The 19850-nt window shown below is 44.3% G+C and carries 17 protein-coding genes; 5 read left to right on the top strand and 12 right to left on the bottom strand.

The features are described 5' to 3' along the window. Positions 1 to 121: 121 nt before the first annotated feature. The 4 genes from QE390_RS20120 to QE390_RS20135 all read right to left on the bottom strand — a co-directional run bounded on the left by QE390_RS20120 (position 122) and on the right by QE390_RS20135 (position 4492). On the bottom strand, positions 122 to 1252 hold the full coding sequence (locus QE390_RS20120; RefSeq protein ID WP_307143499.1) for an aspartate aminotransferase family protein: 1131 nt from the start codon (positions 1250 to 1252) through the stop codon (positions 122 to 124). 145 nt (positions 1253 to 1397) lie between these two features. Continuing rightward, positions 1398 to 2354, bottom strand: a complete 957-nt coding sequence (gene argC / locus QE390_RS20125) for an N-acetyl-gamma-glutamyl-phosphate reductase (RefSeq protein WP_198555152.1) — start codon at positions 2352 to 2354, stop codon at positions 1398 to 1400. An 86-nt stretch (positions 2355 to 2440) separates the two neighbouring features. Then, positions 2441 to 3640 carry an argininosuccinate synthase gene (gene argG, locus QE390_RS20130; protein WP_106635758.1) on the bottom strand — a complete coding sequence of 400 codons (1200 nt, stop codon included), beginning with the start codon at positions 3638 to 3640 and terminating at the stop codon, positions 2441 to 2443. Between the two features lie 183 nt (positions 3641 to 3823). Then, a complete protein-coding gene (locus QE390_RS20135) occupies positions 3824 to 4492 on the bottom strand; it encodes a GNAT family N-acetyltransferase (protein WP_106635757.1) in 669 nt (222 codons plus the stop codon). Between the two features lie 377 nt (positions 4493 to 4869). Between QE390_RS20135 and aat the strand changes: the two genes are divergently transcribed. Both aat and QE390_RS20145 read left to right on the top strand, forming a co-directional pair. Continuing rightward, the gene (gene aat / locus QE390_RS20140; RefSeq protein WP_106635756.1) at positions 4870 to 5514 is read left to right on the top strand and encodes a leucyl/phenylalanyl-tRNA--protein transferase; all 645 of its coding nucleotides are present in this window, start codon (positions 4870 to 4872) and stop codon (positions 5512 to 5514) included. Positions 5515 to 5544: 30 nt separating this feature from the next. Then, positions 5545 to 5748 (top strand): hypothetical protein, encoded by a 204-nt coding sequence (locus QE390_RS20145; RefSeq protein ID WP_307143500.1) that lies wholly within the window; start codon positions 5545 to 5547, stop codon positions 5746 to 5748. A gap of 29 nt (positions 5749 to 5777) precedes the next feature. Here the strand turns inward: QE390_RS20145 and QE390_RS20150 are convergent, their stop codons facing one another. The 5 genes from QE390_RS20150 to QE390_RS20170 all read right to left on the bottom strand — a co-directional run bounded on the left by QE390_RS20150 (position 5778) and on the right by QE390_RS20170 (position 12870). Continuing rightward, the gene (locus QE390_RS20150; RefSeq protein ID WP_307143501.1) at positions 5778 to 6482 is read right to left on the bottom strand and encodes a head GIN domain-containing protein; all 705 of its coding nucleotides are present in this window, start codon (positions 6480 to 6482) and stop codon (positions 5778 to 5780) included. Between the two features lie 67 nt (positions 6483 to 6549). Then, positions 6550 to 8673, bottom strand: coding sequence for a M48 family metallopeptidase (locus tag QE390_RS20155; RefSeq protein WP_307143502.1), 2124 nt, complete (start codon positions 8671 to 8673; stop codon positions 6550 to 6552). Between the two features lie 282 nt (positions 8674 to 8955). Further along, complete coding sequence (locus QE390_RS20160) at positions 8956 to 9912, bottom strand: hypothetical protein (RefSeq protein WP_307143503.1); 957 nt, start codon at positions 9910 to 9912, stop codon at positions 8956 to 8958. Between the two features lie 72 nt (positions 9913 to 9984). Beyond that, positions 9985 to 11538, bottom strand: a complete 1554-nt coding sequence (locus QE390_RS20165; RefSeq protein WP_307143504.1) for a flavin monoamine oxidase family protein — start codon at positions 11536 to 11538, stop codon at positions 9985 to 9987. Positions 11539 to 11664: 126 nt separating this feature from the next. After that, entirely contained in the window at positions 11665 to 12870 is a 1206-nt protein-coding gene (locus tag QE390_RS20170; protein ID WP_106635750.1) for a histidinol-phosphate transaminase, read from the bottom strand. A gap of 346 nt (positions 12871 to 13216) precedes the next feature. On the opposite strand from QE390_RS20170, the gene proB reads away from it, so the two are divergent. Both proB and QE390_RS20180 read left to right on the top strand, forming a co-directional pair. Beyond that, entirely contained in the window at positions 13217 to 14248 is a 1032-nt protein-coding gene (proB, locus tag QE390_RS20175) for a glutamate 5-kinase (RefSeq protein WP_106635749.1), read from the top strand. A 112-nt stretch (positions 14249 to 14360) separates the two neighbouring features. Next, positions 14361 to 15626 (top strand): glutamate-5-semialdehyde dehydrogenase, encoded by a 1266-nt coding sequence (locus QE390_RS20180; protein WP_307143505.1) that lies wholly within the window; start codon positions 14361 to 14363, stop codon positions 15624 to 15626. 230 nt (positions 15627 to 15856) lie between these two features. Here QE390_RS20180 and QE390_RS20185 read toward each other — a convergent pair whose 3' ends face one another. The 3 genes from QE390_RS20185 to QE390_RS20195 all read right to left on the bottom strand — a co-directional run bounded on the left by QE390_RS20185 (position 15857) and on the right by QE390_RS20195 (position 18002). Beyond that, positions 15857 to 16354, bottom strand: a complete 498-nt coding sequence (locus tag QE390_RS20185) for a low affinity iron permease family protein (protein ID WP_307143506.1) — start codon at positions 16352 to 16354, stop codon at positions 15857 to 15859. Between the two features lie 109 nt (positions 16355 to 16463). Further along, complete coding sequence (locus QE390_RS20190; RefSeq protein ID WP_307143507.1) at positions 16464 to 17129, bottom strand: CBS domain-containing protein; 666 nt, start codon at positions 17127 to 17129, stop codon at positions 16464 to 16466. 93 nt (positions 17130 to 17222) lie between these two features. Then, positions 17223 to 18002, bottom strand: coding sequence for an alpha/beta fold hydrolase (locus tag QE390_RS20195; RefSeq protein WP_106635942.1), 780 nt, complete (start codon positions 18000 to 18002; stop codon positions 17223 to 17225). A gap of 175 nt (positions 18003 to 18177) precedes the next feature. On the opposite strand from QE390_RS20195, the gene QE390_RS20200 reads away from it, so the two are divergent. Then, positions 18178 to 19539 (top strand): rRNA methyltransferase, encoded by a 1362-nt coding sequence (locus QE390_RS20200; protein WP_307143508.1) that lies wholly within the window; start codon positions 18178 to 18180, stop codon positions 19537 to 19539. The last annotated feature ends 311 nt before the right edge of the window (positions 19540 to 19850 follow it).

A 19850-nucleotide genomic window follows, 5' to 3' on the forward strand; every position in this document is an offset into this window, starting at 1 on the left:
TTGCGGTTTTCAATTTCGCCTACTAATAACTGTTCTTTAAAAGACTAAAGCTGAGAGCATTCTGTTTACAGTTATTGTTTGAACCAACAACTGTAAACAGAAAACAATAAACTGAAAACTATTAGGCTGTTACCGCAATGACCTGCTCGAGAGCTTCGAGGAAGCGATCGCTTTCGGTTTGACCGATGGCCAGACTTGGTAATAAGCGTAAGGTATGTTTACCTGCGTAACCGCAGAAAATTTTATGGTCGAATAAAAGCGTATCGCGAATCTTGTCTACGGGTTGTTCGAACTCAATGCCAATCATGAGTCCACGGCCACGAAGTTCCTTGATACCGCCGATTCCTTTGAGTTGCTCAAACAGGTAATCGCCCTGCTTAGCTGCATTCTCAATCAGATTTTCATTTTTCATGATATCGAGAACCGCTACCGCTGCTGCACAAGCCAGGTGGTTGCCACCAAACGTCGTTCCCAGCATGCCGAATTTCGCATGAAACTTAGGGGAAATCAGAACGCTACCAATGGGGAAACCATTACCCATGCCTTTAGCCGTCGTAATCAGATCAGGTTCAACGCCTGTGAACTGGTGCGAGAAAAACTTACCGCTACGACCGTATCCACACTGAACCGAATCCAGAATTAATACCGAGCCAAACTGATCGCAAAGTTGACGAGCCGCCTGAAGAAACTCAGTCGAAGTAACTTTAATACCACCCACGCCCTGAATTCCTTCCACAATTACCGCACAGATTTCTTCGCTCATGGCCGCTTTTAAAGCTTCCACGTCGTTGAAAGGAATGAAGGTAACGTGTGAATTATCGTTAATGGGAGCAACAATAGAAGGATTATCCGTAACCGCTACGGCCCCTGAAGTACGTCCGTGAAACGCTCCTTTAAAAGCGATTACTTTTTTACGTCCATTATAAAAAGAAGCTAACTTCAGGGCGTTCTCGTTGGCTTCCGCACCCGAGTTTACCAGGAAAAGCGAGTAATCTGGATAGCCCGAAAGTTCACCGAGTTTCTGTCCTAATTCTTTTTGAATGGAAATTTGAACGGAGTTAGAGTAAAACCCGATTTGTGAAAGCTGACGATTGATTGCTTCCACATAGTAAGGGTGTGAATGGCCTACGGAAATAACCGCGTGACCACCGTATAAATCCAGGTATTGATCCCCTTTTTTATCCCAGAGGTAACTTCCCTGAGCTTTCACAGGCTCAATATCATAGAGCGGATAGACGTTGAATGGATTCATGAAATGCTGTGTTTGGGGTTTGACTCGGTTTGAGGTTTGATCTAGTTTGAGAGGTTTGAAAAGTTTGAGTTCCTTGGTATCTTCCTTAAACTCAACCAAACGGTCAAACGCCATCAAACTTTATTGAACCCAATCAAACGCTTCATTAAAAACCAACTGATTTTAATTTCAGACCGGTTTTCTCGTCCAGTCCAAATAATAAGTTCATGTTCTGAACCGCCTGACCGGAAGCTCCTTTGGTCAGGTTGTCGATAATACTGGTAATAAGCAGGTTACCTTCTGCCACTTCCAGATGAACGATGCCTTTGTTGGTATTCACCACCTGCTTGACATCAATGCTGGCATCACTTACGTGTGTGAAGGGATGCGGGGCATAATAGGATTTATAAAGCTCCTTAGCCTCTTCCAGCGTTCCGGCATAAGGCGTATAAACGTTCGCCATGATGCCCCGTGTGAAGTTACCCCGGTAGGGAATGAAGTTAATGGCCTGCGAGAAATCCGGCTGACCTTTCCTCAATACCATTCCGATTTCGGTCAGGTGCTGGTGGGTGAAGGCTTTATAAATACTGATGTTATTATTCCGCCAGCTAAAATGGCTCGTGGCACTCAGGGATTGTCCCGCTCCAGTGCTGCCCGTTACTGCCGAAATGTGAACATCATTCGTCAATAAACCCGACTGAGCCAGTGGTAACAAAGCCAGCTCAATGCTCGTAGCAAAACATCCGGGATTCGCAATTTTCTGAGCCTGACGAATGGTATCTCTTTGTAATTCAGGTAACCCGTACACAAACCCGTTGGATTCATCCCGAAAATCCGTACTTAAGTCAATGACTTTCAGATTCTCAAATGCCGGATTGGCCGCCAGAAATTTCTTCGATTCGCCGTGTCCAGAACACAGGAAAACCACATCTATATCGGTATGAAATTCCTCTGAAAAGGTAAGATCTGTATCTCCGAATAAGTCTGTATGCGTAGAAGCGACGGGTTTCCCTGCCTGACTCTTCGAATGAGCATACACGATCTCTGCTTCAGGATGATGGATTAAAATACGAAGCAACTCACCACCCGTGTAGCCCGCCGCTCCAATGATACCAACTTTCATTTTATAGTTGTTGGTTGTTGGTGGATAGTTGTTAGTAGTAAAAGAATAAATCCAACCACTAATAACCATCAACCAACAACGCAATTTTAGTCGTTCAACTCAGTGATTTTACGGTGAATCATGGTCTGATTCGAAGCAATTTTCGAGAAGCCGCGAACGTCATCACCCGACCAGGCATTGTTCATTTCACCATAACTACCAAAGACATTACTCATCAGATCAAACGGTGAGGTAATACCCGTTACGAAGAAACGGTAAGGCTGTAACTGCACCTGTACCTGACCCGTTACGTGTTGTTGGGTACTTTCGAGGAACGTTTCCACGTCCCGCATGGCTGGTTCCAGGAACTGGCCTTTGTGCAACAGGCTACCGTACTGACCCGACAGTTGTTCCTTGAAGAAAATCTGCTGCTCGGTTAATACGTGCTTTTCGAGTAAGTGGTGTGCTTTAATAATAATCAGCGGAGCGGCGGCTTCAAAACCCACCCGTCCTTTAATACCAATGATGGTGTCGCCCACGTGAATGTCACGACCTACCGCAAACGGAGCCGCTACGTCCTGTAATTTACGGATCGCATCTACTGGGTTTTCGAAGCTTTCGCCATTTACCCCTTTCAGCTCACCGGCTACGAAATCAAGCGTTACCGTTTCTGTATCCTGACGCTGTAATTGCGTAGGCCAGGCTTCTTCGGGTAAAAATCCGTCTGAGGTTAATGTTTCTTTACCTCCTACTGACGTTCCCCATAATCCTTTATTGATCGAATAGGTCGTCTTCGTCCAGTCGCGTACAACTCCTTTAGCTTTCAGGTATTCAATTTCCGCTTCACGGCTTAAGCGTAAGTCGCGAATGGGCGTAATGATCTCTACTTCAGGAACAACAATGCGGAACACCATATCAAAGCGAACCTGATCGTTACCCGCACCCGTACTTCCGTGAGCAACGGCCTTTGCTCCAATTTGCTTGGCATACTCAGCTACTGCCAGAGCCTGGAATACCCGCTCGGCACTTACCGACAGCGGATACGTATTGTTCTTCAGTACGTTCCCAAAAACGAGATACTTCAGGCAGTTTTCGTAATAGTCATTCACGACGTCGAGCGTGGCGTGGCTGGCTACCCCCAATTCATAGGCATTGCGTTCTACCTGCTGTAAATCTGCCTGGGTAAATCCGCCAGTATCTACTAATACGGAATGAACTTCATAGCCCTGATCGTCCGACAGGTATTTCACACAAAAAGAGGTGTCAAGACCACCACTGTACGCCAATACAACTTTGGGTTTACTCATGGAATTTGGTTGAGTGCGGATTCGGAAATGCGATTTCTGGAGGTTACGCCTATGATTTCCGGTCCTGGTTATGTTCAATCAATAAATACTTATAAAAAAGCGGGAAGGAATCTCTCCCACCCGCCAAAATTATACGACAACGTACAACCATTAACTATTCAACAGTTAACGATTTGTGAATAACTAATGAACGGGTTCTTCGATTTCTTCTTTCTCGTGGTGCCTTAACAAAAGCCGTTGTTTGATTTTATTCCAACGCTCATAGATTTTAGCGTTTTTCAGGAAATTCCACTTCGGCTTTTTCTCTTTTTCTTTTTCCCAGGAAGGATCGAACATCATCCCCGTGCAAAGACAATGCTTCCGACCCGTACGGCTCAGCACATCGAAGTTTACGCAGGAGGAACACCCTTTCCAGAAGGCATCATCTACGGGTAACTCACTGAACGTAGTAGGTTTATAACCCAGTTCGGAGTTAATTTTCATCACGGCCAGGCTCGTGGTAATACCAATAATTCTGGCGTTGGGGTATTTATGACGGGATAGCTCAAAAGCCTTTTCCTTAATCATCTTCGCCAGACCACTTTTCCGGTGATCAGGATGGACGATCAAACCTGAGTTTGCCACGAATTTACCGTGATCCCAGGTTTCTATGTAACAGAAACCTACCCACTCGCCGCGACGCGACATAGCCACAATAGCTTTCCCTTCTTCCATTTTACGACGAAGGTACTCAGGCGAGCGTTTGGCAATGCCTGTGCCGCGTTGCTTGGCACTTTCTTCCATGTGCCAGCAAATTTCTTCGGCAAGGTACAGATGCTCTTTCGAGGCAATCTGGACTTTATATTCGTTCATTTGATTACTTAAAACAGGAACTTGTGTTGAATGAAAGTACACTGGCTAATGGTCAGGTAGCCTTGCTTAACGACTCATACAACCCTAAAAGGAAGAAAATAGTGTGCCGGAATGGCCAGAAATCACAGGCGTACCGGCCTCCGTCGTTCAGGCCTGAAGAAGGGCCGACGCGGTGGCAGGATACTAAAGAAAGGCTCGATAATGGCCTGTGAATTCATTTTCTTTTGGAGATAATTTTGAAAACGTCGCAAAGTTTAGAAAAACGAAAGCGTTCTTGCAAACTTTGTACATTTTTTTTCTTTACATTAGTTATACTTGTCAGATCATGAAGACCTTTATATGTTTAACGGAGCCCATGAAATTTTTGTTCCGAGCTTATGACTAATCTTACCGCGGATGATCTGCTTTATGGATATATGAGTGGGATTTTTCCCATGGCGGACTCAGACGGTACACTTTACTGGTACTCGCCTGAACCCCGAGCCATTATTCCTATTGACACCTACAAACCCGCCAAATCCTTACGCCCCATTCTTAATAAAAAGACCTTTGAAATTCGTATCAACCATGACTTTGAAGGGGTAATGCGGGGTTGTGCCCGCATTCGCGTAGGCGAAGACAGTACCTGGATTTCCGAAGAGATCATTACGGCTTACACCGAATTATATGAGATGGGTTATGCCCACTCCGTCGAAGCGTATGTAGACGATGAGCTGGCCGGTGGCTTATACGGCGTAGCGATTGGTGGAGCTTTCTACGGGGAATCTATGTTCTATAATGTCCCTAATGCGTCTAAAGTAGCTTTTCATTACTTAATCGAAAGACTGCGGGAAAGGCAATATTACCTACTCGATACGCAGTTTATTAACGATAACGTGAAACGATACGGAGCCATCGAGATTCCAAGGGCAGAGTACATGTTCCGCTTACGCATTGCTCTTCAACAACGGTGCCAGTTTGCGGATGTTTCCCCCCATCCATTGCCATATCCTTTTCCGGCGATTATCAAGCACAAGAGCTAGCGTAAACCAGCGGAAAAAGCTAGTCGGGCTATGCCAAGAATACCGCTGCTAGCGAAAAAGCTGGTAGCGGTATTCTCAATCCTGCCATTCAATAACAATAAAAAGCTACCAGCAAAAAAGCTGGTAGCACGTATTAAAACAACAGAAATGCCGCTAGCAGCACCATCCTCAACCCTGCACCTCAATAACAATAAAAAGCTGGCAACACGTATTAAATTAAAACAACAAGAATGACATTGCCCGCATGCATTTGAATTCCTGAATTAATTCCGTCGGTTCACATCACTACCGCCCGATTTCCGAATACCAACTTCTTTCGCATTCCCGGAATAGTTGATATCGCTTCCTCCGCTGGCTTCCGCAGTGATCTCCTCATCTGCATGTACGTGAGCGTCGGAACCGCCAGAGGCTTTCACCCGCACAATACCTGCTTTAAACCCTGAGGCTTTAATATCCGAACCGCCACTGGCTACGGCTTCAAAAACCCCCGCACTTCCTTTCAGATAGGCATCCGAACCGCCACCCGCAGTTATTACCAGGTGTTCGGCTTTCAGCTCAACTTTTGCATCAGAGCCGCCGCTTAAATCCATCGTTAAGTCTTTGACGCTCCACTGGTTTTGAGAATAGACATCTGACCCTCCGCCAGCTCTAAGTTTCTCCAGGGTTTTAAAGGAAATATAAGCCTTCACTGAACGACCAGACCCACCCCAGCTTCCCCAAGGTCCATTGCGGTCAATTTTCAGCATGAGTGTGCCGTCCTTAATCTCTGTAATGACTTCCTTCTCTTCGTAGCCTTTCACTTCGAGTTTCAAAGAGTTACTGTTTCCCTGAGTCAGGTATAGGTCAATGCCACTATTAGCCTGAATGGCCGTAAAATTGCCTACCGAGCGAGCTTGCTGCCAGTTTTGAGCTTGTAAAGCTCCCGTTATTCCCAGTACCAGAGCAATAGATAATAAGGCTTTCTTCATAAGTTGAATGAATTATTTTTAGTAAAGATGCATACTCGGATTTTTTCGTTGCATGACCTATCTTTTCTCATAGGATAATTCCCTCCATTTCAGTCTTCTTCGGAACCATAAGTCCTGATTTTTGATATAACTGAGCCTGTAGTTCTAAAGCAGCTTTCTGAGCTTGCAATTCCCGATAAGATAAATGGTTGATAGTATCCCCAAGAAGATGATACACCTTATAGAACATTTCCCGAAGAGGCAGTTGATGATATTCTCCACCTATAAAGCTATTCATCGAACGCTTTAATTCCTCCGTTCTAATTCCATCGAAAATTCCATTTTTTTTAAACTCCTCAAATTGACTCATTAATCCAGGTTCTGCCTTTTTATATTCTTCGTGATAATAGTTAAAGTTAATGGACGTATCTTCTAAACTATTCATCAGAAAAGGCATAATAAATTCGGCATCTTTAGTAGCCTCGGCCAGAAAATCTTCTTTGATTTTCTTCACCTTAAAAAAGTTACAATAGTGCTGTTTAAAGTTTTCAGATTCGTCAGGATTGTGTTTAGAGACATACCAGTAAATCTCGGTATCCAATTGATTTAATTGAGCCGTGTCTATCTCCTGCTCTTTAGTGAGTTGATGGATCCAGCTCTCTGCTCCTTCTTTTTTGTATTTCTTTCCATCAAAATCAAAAGATATTACATCGATTTCACCCGACTGTATGGATTTCAAAACCTCTATATCTTTAGCATTAGCCAAAATTCGATCTTTTAGAAGCATCGCTTCCTGGTTCATTAGACTATTCCAGGGTCGTAAACTTTCGGGTTCGGTCTCTAAATCAAAAGTTCCGATAAGCCGTTGACTGTAGAAATCTTCGAAAATAGCTGGCAAAGCATATTCTTGCTCGTTTTCCTCTATTTTATCTAATAAGGCTTGAGAACTAACGATTTGTACTTCCGATTTAAATTCAACCTGATTATATAGTTGTTCAGTAAAATACAATTGCCAATGTTTAGAATTTGTAAACACATTCCAGGCAGAATCTTCTACATTAACAGCATCGACATTGATACTTCTTAGATTCTCCTCACGCTCTTCCTGACTTGGGTGAGAGGCCCATTGATTTTTGTAAACTACTCTACTGGTTTGATGTGACGCTAAATACTGATCTGTTATTACTGGTAAATCGTTACTGAACGTAAGGTTATGTTTGGCAACCATGTACTTAATAATTGTTGTCTGCCCCTCATATATATTATCAATTTTTTGATTATCATCCACCAACTGACTACACCAACTCAGCGTTGAATTGAATGCAATTTCTGCAAAATCAGCTCTTCGTAAGGCGTGAATAGTAATGTCACTGCCAGCTACACTTGCCGCAACCGCATCGGCATGAAATTCCATTTCACGCGATAGACTTAATTGTTTCTTATTAATAGAGACGTAAAAAAACTGCAATACACTCATAATCTGCCTGATAAGCAGTGTCGAAAGAGAAGCTGCAATACTGCCAGCCCAGTGACTGGCTGAAATAACTTCTGCCGTTTTACTCCAGGATTCATTTTCATAAAGCATATTATAAATAACCCTGTTTGACTGATACACGTAACTCCCCAGTTTCATACTACGCTGAGAGAAATGTCCAAATTCATGAGCTAGTACGGCCTTCAGTTCACTTAAAGACAATCCATTAACCAAACCTACACCGATGAGCAAATTTTTACGAATAGGAAAGAACATGCTCCAAAAACTGGAATCGTAAAAAACAGCAGCATTAACATTATGCGATAGGAATATTTTTTTGGGCTTTGGTGCTTTAGTATCTTCGGCTATTTGATAAATAAATTTGTATAGATCAGGTTCGTCTTCTTCGCTTATTTCAACAAGCTCAGATGTATCTTCTTTTTTTATGGCAAACATAAATTTGATTAGAAAGAAGATAGTTAATAAACCAAACCCTACTAATCCCAGACCTAAAATAAAGACTCCCGAATAAGAAAATTTCGAGAAAAGTAATATCCCTACAAAGCCACAAGCTATTGTCAGAGCAATAGAGGCCAGAAACAAAACTATATATACTATAATGAAGGTAATAATAGAAGTAGTTACCGTTTTTACTTGCCTCTTGTAAGCGTTTGAAGGTTCTGTTAAGGTTGGGGAAATACCCTTGGGAGACGGTGGATAAATAAATTGATTGGACATCAGAATTAGGAGTTAGGTTATAACACCTAATAAAGCAAAGACTGTATTCTTTAGCAAACTCAATGATAGTACGCCTGGTTTCTTAATAAAAAATAGCCCCCACTACGAGTAGCGGGGGCCTGTTCGAGTTTTGGTTAAGAGAAAGCCGCAATAGCTTAAAAGAGAGTAATTTAGGCAGTAATCTTACTTGACTTTTAAGTTTCGAGAAGGGGAAAACCTTACTAATACCTTCCCGAAATTTAATTTATGAAACTAGTTTGAATGTACAAAATTGGAAGTGAATTACTTCGTCATAACCACCGTTCCGTTGACTACATAGGTAGTCTTATCGGTTTTCAGATTAAATACTTTGTTAACCGAACGAACCGCAGATTGTGTCGTAAAGACATCGTATTTTTTGAGTGTGTTGGTTTCGGCATCGCGGTAATACAGGGCATCGCCTACCCGAACTTCACTCATCTTCTTTACTCCACTTTCCGTTAAAACAGGGTGATTGGCTGTAGCTTCCAGGTTAACTGTTTCCCAATTTGTCGTAGCAGATGCCGTTACTTTAGTGGCTGCATCGACCAGGGTTAATCGGGTTAAGTCAAAAGTCTGATCAGCGTGAACCGTAAGTTCCTCAACAGTAGCTATTTCTGAAGACTTGGTTACGGAGTCATAACTTTGTACCTGATCACCAGCAGTAACCTCCGAGATGGCTTTTGTTGTGCCGTTGGCTAAGGTTACCAAAGCCTCCGCGGGAAAACAATATTCAATTTTCTCCCCTTCCTGAGCCGCCGCCGGTGCACCACCCACGCCCGATTTCGTCAACACAAAAGCAATACAGGACGCCATGCCTTTCATGGCATCTTCTCCGTATTTCAACTCATCAATGTATTTTCCCCAAACGTCGCCCGCAGCATCGGGACTGGGTAAGGGAAACTGACGAAGCTTACCATCTTTGGGCGTTGTATAAATGGCATACATTCCCAATTCGGCCATTTTCTCAGTTTCAAATAATTTATAGAGATATACCCGACGTTCGGTACCGTCTGAAAACTTAAATACGAAAGGATCTCCTACGCGATCCAGTATGAAATTCCCGGCCTTTACGTATGTGTCTTTTTCCAGATTCTTTACGGCAATTTTCTTGGCCGCGTCAAATTCAGCAGAGGTAATCGGACGTTTCTCAGCATCTTGAGCCCAGCTATTTAAAGAAACTAAAGCGGCAACTCCCAGCGTCAGGAAAATTTTCTTCATAAGACTACATTTGAAGCGTTATCAGTATTACGTTAGTTCGTTAATCGTCTGATTGAACGAATTATTAATTCATTATCCCGCCGAAACCCGTTTGTGTAACAAGTCAACCGCGTAACGGGCTGATTCAAACGCTCCGGCCATCCAGGCGGGCAGGTTACTGGCGTGTTCGCCAGCAAAGTAAATGTCATCGTCATTTTTCGTCATGGTGGCATATAACCGCTGACGATTGGCCTCAGAATAAATACCCCAGCCGCCCTGTGAATACGGGATTTTATGCCAGGCTAGTGAAAAGGCATTTTCAAATTCATCCTTATACTGCGGGTGAATTTTTGAACCCTGCTCAAAGGCCAGTTTCTGCCGATCCGCAATGGATAACTCTCCCACCTTTTTTGCCAGACCGTGGAAGTTATACATGCCTTTCAGTACGCCCTTCTCTCCTAACATGCCATGGGCCGGGTAGAAAATCTGGGTAATATCCATATTGGTTTTGGTAATTCCACCGAAGATTTTGTCATCTTCTTCCCAAAAGCGGCGTTTAAACTGCATTCCGATTTTGCAGGTTTCCATGTAAGGTACGAAGTCGGCTACCCGTTGTACTTCACCGGAGAGATCAGATGGAATTTTTCGAAGGATCGGTAAGGGTAAGGTGCAAATGCAATAATCGCCCTTCATTTCTTGTTTCTGCCCGCTTTTCTTATCCTGGTACACAATGCGTACGCCAGGATTGGTTTTGCGAATTTCCAGAATCTCGCAGGAACGTTTAATCTTCTCTCCCAATACTTTCTCAAAAGCCTTGGGAATCATATCCATACCACCCACGGGCTGAAGGAGAACGGGTTGCTGATTAAACGTATATTCGCCTACATTGGCAAAAGCCGGATGCGTTAACCCTGACTCTACGATGTCTTTCAGAGCATAAGGCTGGGCAATTTTGCCACTCTGCAAGCCCGCTCCCGGAGCCATTTCATAGCCATGACGCTCCGAGCCTTTGTACTTTTTGTTAATATCTAAATCTCCTTCTTCGCGTAACCAGGCTACATAGCGATCAACGTCTTCTTTAGACATCTCCAGATCCAGAGCGTTTTGATCAATGGCTTTGGCTACTAACTCGGTCAGGTAACCCCGCATATCGGCGTGAATTTCACGAGCTCTCACCCGCTTATTCGCTAAAGCTCCACGGTTACTTTCAGAATATTGATACCCCGCTTCATTGAGATTGCCAAAAATCTCCACGGGTATTTTTAGTTCTCTACAATACTGAACCGTTAACTGATGATGATGTGGAATCCGGGCAGCCCCGGCATTTAGATAGTACCCTTCATCAAATTTGCAAACCTGTTTTTCCCCTCCAATCTCCGTCTCCGTCGTTCCCTTCCGTATGGTCCAGATCCGACCACCTACCCGTTCGCGGGCTTCTAGCAAGACACACTCATACCCCAATTTGCCCAACTCATAGGCCGCCGACATACCAGCCAGGCCAGCACCGAGAATAACAACCTTTTTGCCGTTGGGTTTTTCGTTACGAGGTAAGTTAAATGCCTGGGCAGGAGCACCTGAAAGAAAGCCCAAAGCAACCATAGCCAGGTAACTGTTACCTGACTTTTCAATAAAATCTCTTCTGGTCATATGGGGAAAGAAAGCGGTTGGTCAGGTTTTTAAAATAGAACCTGCCCGGTATGATCCAACTAAACTAATCAATTGCTCATTACTAGTTTGTATCATACCGGGCAACGTGCAACCCAACAAACTTAATTAAGAAACTACCTTCGTGAACGCGTCGGTGAAGGCTTTCATTTCATCCATTGTACCGATGGACACCCGGCACCAGTGTTGTCCGTCAAAGAACCAGTTCCGTACCATTACGCCTTCCTGCATCAGTTTACCCGTAAGCTCCGTGCCCTTCATATTTACTGGGAAGAGCATAAAGTTGGCGTAAGATGGGATGACTTTATAACCTGCTTTTTTGAGGAAATCAGCCGTATATTTTCTCGATTCCGTCGTCTTTGCTAATACCATTTTAGAGTTTTCCGTATCCGCGAAGGCCGCCTGTGCTGCCATAAGCGTGGGAAGTGATACGCCAAAGCCATTCATGGTGTATTTTGAAATATCCTGTAATAATTCAGGTTTGCCAATCGCATAACCCAAACGCATCCCTGCAAAAGCGTAAAGTTTAGACATCGTGCGAAGAACGATTACGTTTTTACCTTCCTTCACTTTATCTACCATACAATCCGTTTTAGGATCATTGGCGTAGTCGATGTAGGCTTCATCCACCAATACGGGGACTTTAGGAGAAACTTCATCAATGAACTTCCGCAGTTTATCGGCAGGAAGCAGGTTACCCGTGGGGTTATTAGGATTACAGATATAGACCAGGCTGTGTTTCGCTGGATCTACCTTCTTCGCCATTGCGTCCAGATCGTATTGATAATCGGGCGTCAGCTTCACCTTGTCCATCGGAAACTTCTCGTCGTTGCCCGAAATATAGCAGGGATCTCCCACCATGATCGTTCCCTTAGAACCGAAGTGCATCAGACTGGCATTCAGCAACTCCGTGGAACCACATCCTAATTTGATGTAGCTTTTAGAAGGACCGCCCCAGCCGCCGCCACCCGAAGGATTTTGTGGCATCGGAATTCCATCTTTCTCCGAAATGACTTTATACAAATCCATAGAAGCACGACCCGCATAACGGTTGGCTTCAGTGAGTGAGTTATTGACGGCTTCTTTCGTTTTTACAGAAAGTCCCCAGGGATTTTCATTCGCACTTAAACGAGCTTTTACTGCCGCAGGAGGCATAGCATCCGCTAACATAGCTGCCCGAAACTCATGGGACAGGTCCATGTAAAGTTCCTGACGAGCCGCTGGGTCTGCATAAGCTTTTTGCAGAAGAGTAGGCAAGGCGGTCGCTCCTACTGTAAGAGCCGCTGAGTTTTTAAGCCAATTACGACGATTCATCTTTTCGTAACAGTTTGATGGTTTGTGGTATGCGTGCGACCTAAAATGGGACTTATTAGAAAGATGGAGTAGAAAATTCCAACATTAGCAGAGTTAATAAAAAAATATTTTCCTTTCCGAGCATAAAAATAGGGATTATTTGGCCATCCACCAAACATCAGTTTACATCTATTTTTTACATTTTTACAATTTAAACGTCAAATAACTCATTTTTAGAAACCTATTATTTGTCATTTATTAATTTTTCATCCACAATTAGTAATTTTTTAAACCTATAATATTCAAATATCTAATCTATACTAACTCTACATAGATTGCCGACCAATTTTTTACCTTTGTGGGCAGTATGAAGCCTATTCTTGTTATTAAATTCGGCACAGCCAGTATCACCAAAGCCAATGGTGAGATTAATGAAGCAACGATTCTTGAAATTGCCCGGCAAGCCGCTCAGTTACACGATCAGTACCGCATCGTTCTGGTATCCTCGGGTGCCGTGGGTGCAGGTAAAGCTTATCTGAAGGAATACCGAGGCGAGTTAACGCAACGCAAAGCCGCTGCGGCTATTGGCAATCCGCTTCTGTTAGGATTATACGCCAAGTATTTTGGAGCCTTCGGAATCCCGGTAGCCCAAAACCTGTGCGAACGCAGTCACTTCGCGAATCGACCGCAGTTTCTTCAATTAAAAGAGACCTACGAAACGCTCTGGGAAAACGGCGTGATTCCTATCGCTAACGAGAATGACGTGGTATCGGATCTGGAGCTAAAGTTCTCGGATAACGATGAACTAGCCACGCTCCTGGCAGCTGGCCTGGGGGCAGATACCTTGTTATTCAGCACATCCGTTGGAGGCTTACTGGATAAAGAAAACAACATCGTCCCACGCGTCGAGCGAATTGATGAAAATATTCTCGGCATGGCCGATACGTCCAAATCTGCCGTGGGTTTAGGGGGTATGGTTTCAAAGTTAAGCTTTGCCAAACGTGCCGTTCGGATGGGCATTCGGGTGGTCATCTTTGGGATTCATACGCCGGAAGGCATTTTGAATGCCTTAAAAGAAGAAACCGGAACCGTCTTTACACCCGATAAGGTTTCTCTGAAAGCCCGGCAAAAATGGCTAGGAACCGCCAGCTTAGTAAGGGGACAATTGAAAGTAGACGATGGGGCCGTCAAGGCTTTACTATCCCGACGCAGCTTATTAGCCGTGGGTATTGCGGAAGTGATGGGTGACTTTGACCGTGGCGAAGTAATCGAAATTACCGATGAAAGCGGCCAGATCATTGCCGTTGCTAAGGCCCGGGAGTCTTCCCATACGGTTTCCCAGAATCTGAAAACCCAGAACTTTGCTGTCGCTCACGCCGACGATATCGTATTACTGTAGTTTTCTATTTGCTGTTTTCAATGGGGTTAATCGGTATGAAACAAGCGGTTAAACTCTTTCTGCGGAACAAACAGTAAACGGCAAACTTGAAAACTGAAAACTTTTCACTTCCATGCAGGAAACGGAACAATTGAGCATTCTTCCCCAACTCGAAGCTACCCACGCGGCAGCTCCGGCGGTTCGGCGACTGAGTGGTTCGCAAAAAGCGGAAATTCTGAATCGTCTGGCAGCCCTTCTGCTGGAACATTCCAGTCAGATTCAGACTGAAAATCAGAAAGATCTGGAGCGAATGCCGCAGAGTGACCCGAAGTGGGATCGTTTATTACTGAATGATCAACGGATTCAGGGTTTAGCCCAGAGCGTTCGGGACATTGCTCAGTTACCCGATCCCAGTGGGCAAGTTCTACTGGAACGGACGTTACCCAACGGATTAGACCTGAAAAAAATAGCCGTCCCGCTGGGTGTAGTAGGCGTTATCTACGAATCCCGCCCTAATGTAACCATTGACGTAACTGCGATTTGTCTGCGTTCGGGAAATGCGGTGGTTTTACGCGGTGGCAGCGATGCCTGGTTTACGAATCAATACCTGGTTAATTTAATTCATCAGGTTTTGCAGGAATTCGATGTACCTCCGGCAGTGATTACGCTTCTCCCCACCAATCGGGAGTTAATGAAAGAGTTACTAACGGCCACGCGTTACGTTGATATTATTATTCCCCGAGGCTCCAGTGCTTTAATTCAGTTTGTACGTCAGCATTCGCTCATACCAACCATCGAAACCGGAGCGGGTGTGGTGCATACGTATGTTCAGGAAGAAGCGGATCTTGAAAAAGCCCGCGACATTGTCGTTAATGCTCGGGTGTCCCGTCCTTCGGTCTGTAATTCGCTCGACTGCATTCTGGTGGATCAGGGCGTAGCTTCTGCTTTCTTACCGATGCTTTGTGCGGATTTCGAAAAATGGAATGTAGAAGTTTTCGCAGACCCTGCCGCGTATTATGTTTTAGAGAAAACGGGCTACCCCTTTTTACACCATGCTCAGCCCGAAGATTTCGGCAAAGAATGGCTCGACTATAAAATTACAATTAAGGTAGTTACCGGACTTGACGAAGCTCTGGAGCACATTCGGGTCTACTCTTCCCGGCATTCGGAAGCGGTTATTTCTGAGAACCCACACGTTTGTCAACGTTTTCTGGAAGAGATTGATGCGGCGGCGGTGTATGCTAATGCTTCCACTCGGTTTACGGATGGTGGTGAATTTGGTTTAGGTGCTGAAATTGGAATCAGCACGCAAAAATTGCACGCCCGTGGGCCTTTTGCTCTGGAAAAATTGCTTACTGAGAAATGGGTAATTCAAGGAGACGGACAGGTTCGTTGGTGATCTTCTTATTTGTATCGTGGTTGGGTTTCCCCTGCATTTCATCTAGGTAACTTCTTGTATTGCAATTTACCCCCCGTTTCCCCGGGGAAACGGGGGGGTTATAGATGCATTCACTACTACTTTTTATGTACTGAAAATCCCGTAGGGGTTAAATATGAATAGCCCCGGATACAATCCGGGGAAACATCCGACAAACAGAGAAATCATAAAGGTACCAACCCTGTCAAACCTTAAATCGCTTCAGGGGTGGCTCCCTCTTCTGCTTTGAGCTTATCTTTCGTGTCTTTGTAAGCCTCCTCAATAGAGTGTGATTTTCTTAAATCGCTGGCCTTGCGGGTTAATTCGGCCAGTGTTTCGTAATGTTTGCAAAGAATATCCAGTTCATCCTGATCCAACGTTTCTACACCTACGAGTCGGTTACTGGCTCCTTTGGTAGCCGCAATCAACTCATTCAGTTTCAATTGAATCGAAACGGAATCCTTATTCTGAGCTTTCTGAATTACGAATACCATCAGAAAAGTAATGATGGTTGTTCCCGTATTAATTACGAGCTGCCAGGTTTCGGAATAATGAAAAAAGGGACCAGAGATCGCCCAGACCAGCACTACCGCCAGAGCCATCAGAAAAGCCGCCGGACTTCCCGTCGCTTTGGTTACCCAGGAAGAAAAGCTCTCAAAAAACTTATGCTTCTGGACGTGAGATTCATCCGAATGAGGGTTGTTTTTCATGATTGTATAGGTAAAGTTCATCCTACCCAATCTTCTAAAAAACCATTCTCAATTCAACAAAAAAGGTCTCACTTTGGCAAGCGAGACCTTTTTTTAAGGAAAAGTTAATCTACATATTTAGGTAACGAAGCAGTAAATCCAGCCGTTCCTGATCGGTATTGTCCAGAGCTTCCGCCGTGAAGACAGATTCAATGACATAATTGTAACGCTCAAAGGTAGCAATCACGGCCTTGATGTTCCGACGGTTCAGCTTCAGAGTTAATCGTCCGGACTGATTATTTTCGTAATTACCACTGTTAAAATAACTACTAATAATCTTCACGTCGTTCGATTCCACCAACCGGCTTACTTCACTCATAGAGTAATCCCGGTCGTCCATTTGAAGCACCACGATGGCTCCTTCCTCCTGCGTTCCTAAGTCGTCCGCGAATCTTTTCAGTAATTCGTTAACGGAGATACTGCCTACAAAAATCTGGTCTTCCGTAACTACTGGCAGAACATCCAGTTGATACAACTGCGTTGTTCGTAACAAGTCGTACATATGCTGGTAAGGCTGCACCGAAATACCGGGGTGTTCGGGCTGAACTTCCGTCAGGAAATCCTCCTCGTCTGCGTTCATTAATCGTTCTTCCGAAAGAATTCCTGCATAACGTTCTTCTTCAGCCAATACTAACTGAGTCATTCGAAATTCCTGCATCCAGTCCAGTGCCTTCCCAACCGTATCGGTAGGTCGCAAAGTCGGTAATAATGGGTCAATCAATTCTTCAGCGAGCATATGGCTTTGTATGGGTTATGTGAAAGCTTATCCGGTTTTTTCGATAGTTTCCTTGTTAAAATAAGACAGATTATTGATTAATGCAAAGTCACTTTAATTTTCCACCAAAGCAACTTCTTTGGTTCTTTTTAAAAACTTCGCCAGAATTTCATTGAATTCATCGGGATGTTCCATCATCGGAGCATGGCAACACTTATCAATAAAAAACAATTCCGAATTGGGAATAAGTCGATTAAACTCGTGTGCCACGGTGGGAGGCGTAATCGTATCGTTCAGGCCCCAGATTAATAAAGTGGGTACTTTGATTTGATCCAGATCTTTACCCACGTTATTCCGTTGGGCAGACTTTGCAATCTGCACAATGCTCATACATTTCGGAATGCTGTTCGTAATCTCAAAGCATTCTTCAATCAGTTCTGGCGTTGCTACGTTAGGATCGTAAAACGTATACGAGACCCGCTCACGGATGTACTCGTAACTACCCCGTTTAGGATAACTACCACCCATGGCATTTTCAAATAATCCAGAACTTCCCGTTAACACCAGACGTTTAACGTTAGATGGATTTTTAATCGTATAAAGTAACGCAATATGACCACCCAGAGAGTTCCCTACCAGGGTCAGGTCAGTCAGATTACGGTCGGTTACAAATTTTTCAACGAACGCGGTTAAGCCTTCGACCCCTGCTTCACGAGGAGGCATTTCATAGACCGGCATCAAAGGAATGATTACCCGATACTGATCTCTGAAAGTATTAATGACCGAGTCCCAGTTTGAAAGAGCACCGAACAAGCCATGAAGCATCATGACGATTTCGCCCTGCCCTTCGTCAATGAATTGGTACCCGTCTTCTTGTTTAATTGAATAGTTCATTTCACGGATTAAGACAATCGTTGAAGCAAAATAAAGCATTTTTTCTTTGAAAGGTTCAAAAAAGCAGTGCTCGTTTTTTCATCAAGTGATGAAAATAGATAATTCTTAATCGAAAGACAACATCTTTGAATTGTAGATTTGTTAAATTTTTGAAGAAAATACTTCAGTATTCTTTATGCAACTTCCTGATTCCCTGCTTTTATCCTTACAGAATGAAAGTAGTTTTCATAAAAACGAGTTTCTGGTAGCTCACGAGCAGCCAGCCCCCGTTTCCATCAGATTAAATCCTTTTAAGGTTATTAATCCTCCGGCAGAAGCCACGCCTATTCCCTGGTCGGAGTACGGCTACTACTTGCCCGAACGTCCAGTTTTTACTCTGGACCCTCTCTTTCATGCGGGCACCTATTACGTTCAGGAAGCCAGCTCTATGTTCCTCGAAGCCTTCTTTAAACAAGTGGCTCCCGAAGGTCCCCTACGGGTTCTGGACTTGTGTGCCGCTCCGGGTGGGAAAAGCACCTTACTTTCCAGTTTACTGGATGAAGATTCCCTGCTGGTCTCTAACGAAGTCATTCGCCCCCGTTCGGGCGTGCTGGCGGATAACATGACCAAGTGGGGACGAATAAATTCGTTCGTGACGAACAACGACCCCCGCGATTTTCAGCGAATACCGGGCTTTTTTGATGTACTGGTTATTGATGCTCCTTGTTCGGGCTCAGGTCTATTCCGTAAGGACAGCGACGCCATTGAGGAATGGTCAGAAGAGAATGTAGCTCTCTGTTCGCAACGTCAGCAACGCATTCTGGCCGACGCCTGGCCTTGTTTGAAGGAAGGGGGTGTCTTGATTTATTCGACCTGCTCCTATTCACGTTCGGAAAACGAAGATATTCTGGACTGGTTTTCGGAATCCTTTGGCTGTACTTCGCTCAATTTCACGGATTTGCCGGCGGGCATCGTAGAAGTTTGTACTGAAGAAAAAAACTACGGCTACCGTTTCTGGCCCGATCAGATACAGGGAGAAGGTTTTTTTATTGCTGCTTTTCAGAAAACTGAAGATCAGGACGAGGTTCAGTTTCGGATGAATTATGCCGGAAAAGGCAAAACCCGCAAGCAGGAATCCGCAATTTTCTCTGACTGGGTCGATCATATCCAGTCTTACGAATGGGTAGAAAAAAATGGTGATTTCTTTTTATTGAACCCTGATCACCGCGTTGATTTCGAGATTATTAGCCAACAGTTATACCTTCGAAAAGCGGGTATTCGGCTAGGGAAGCTGGCCGGTAAAGACTTAATTCCCGATCATGAATTGGCTTTAAGCACGCTGGTTTCCGAAAAGTCCGTTCCCCGGCTGGAATTAAACCGGGAAAATGCTTTACGTTACCTTAAACGCGAAGATTTTGAGTATAAAACTTCGAAAAAAGGCTGGCATTTAGTAACCCATCAGGGCCACTCTCTTGGCTGGGTGAAGGTATTACCGAATCGGGTGAACAACTACCTTCCCAAAGACTGGCGGATTCTGATGGATATTCGGGAGAATTAAAAACAGTTTTTTTACAGTAGAGACGTCCATTTATGGCGTCTTAGCCGAAAGATGAAAATCCTCTCCAATGATAACTAAAACCGCCTCTGCCCAGACGCGATGAATCGGCGTCTCTACGAAAAAGGCCGTCATCTGCCAATAGATGACGGCCTTTTGAATTATCCGCCATGGTTGGTGTCCTCACCAACCATTCATAAAGGCATAATGGTTGGTGAGGACACCAACCATGGTGGGAGAGGCCGTTTTTTTACAATTTCTCTAAATCTTCATTTACCTTACAAACACCATATGGGGTTACCTTTCATTGATCC

It is taken from the genome of Siphonobacter sp. SORGH_AS_1065 (genome assembly GCF_030818595.1).
In the GTDB taxonomy this organism is placed as follows: Bacteria; Bacteroidota; Bacteroidia; order Cytophagales; family Spirosomataceae; genus Siphonobacter.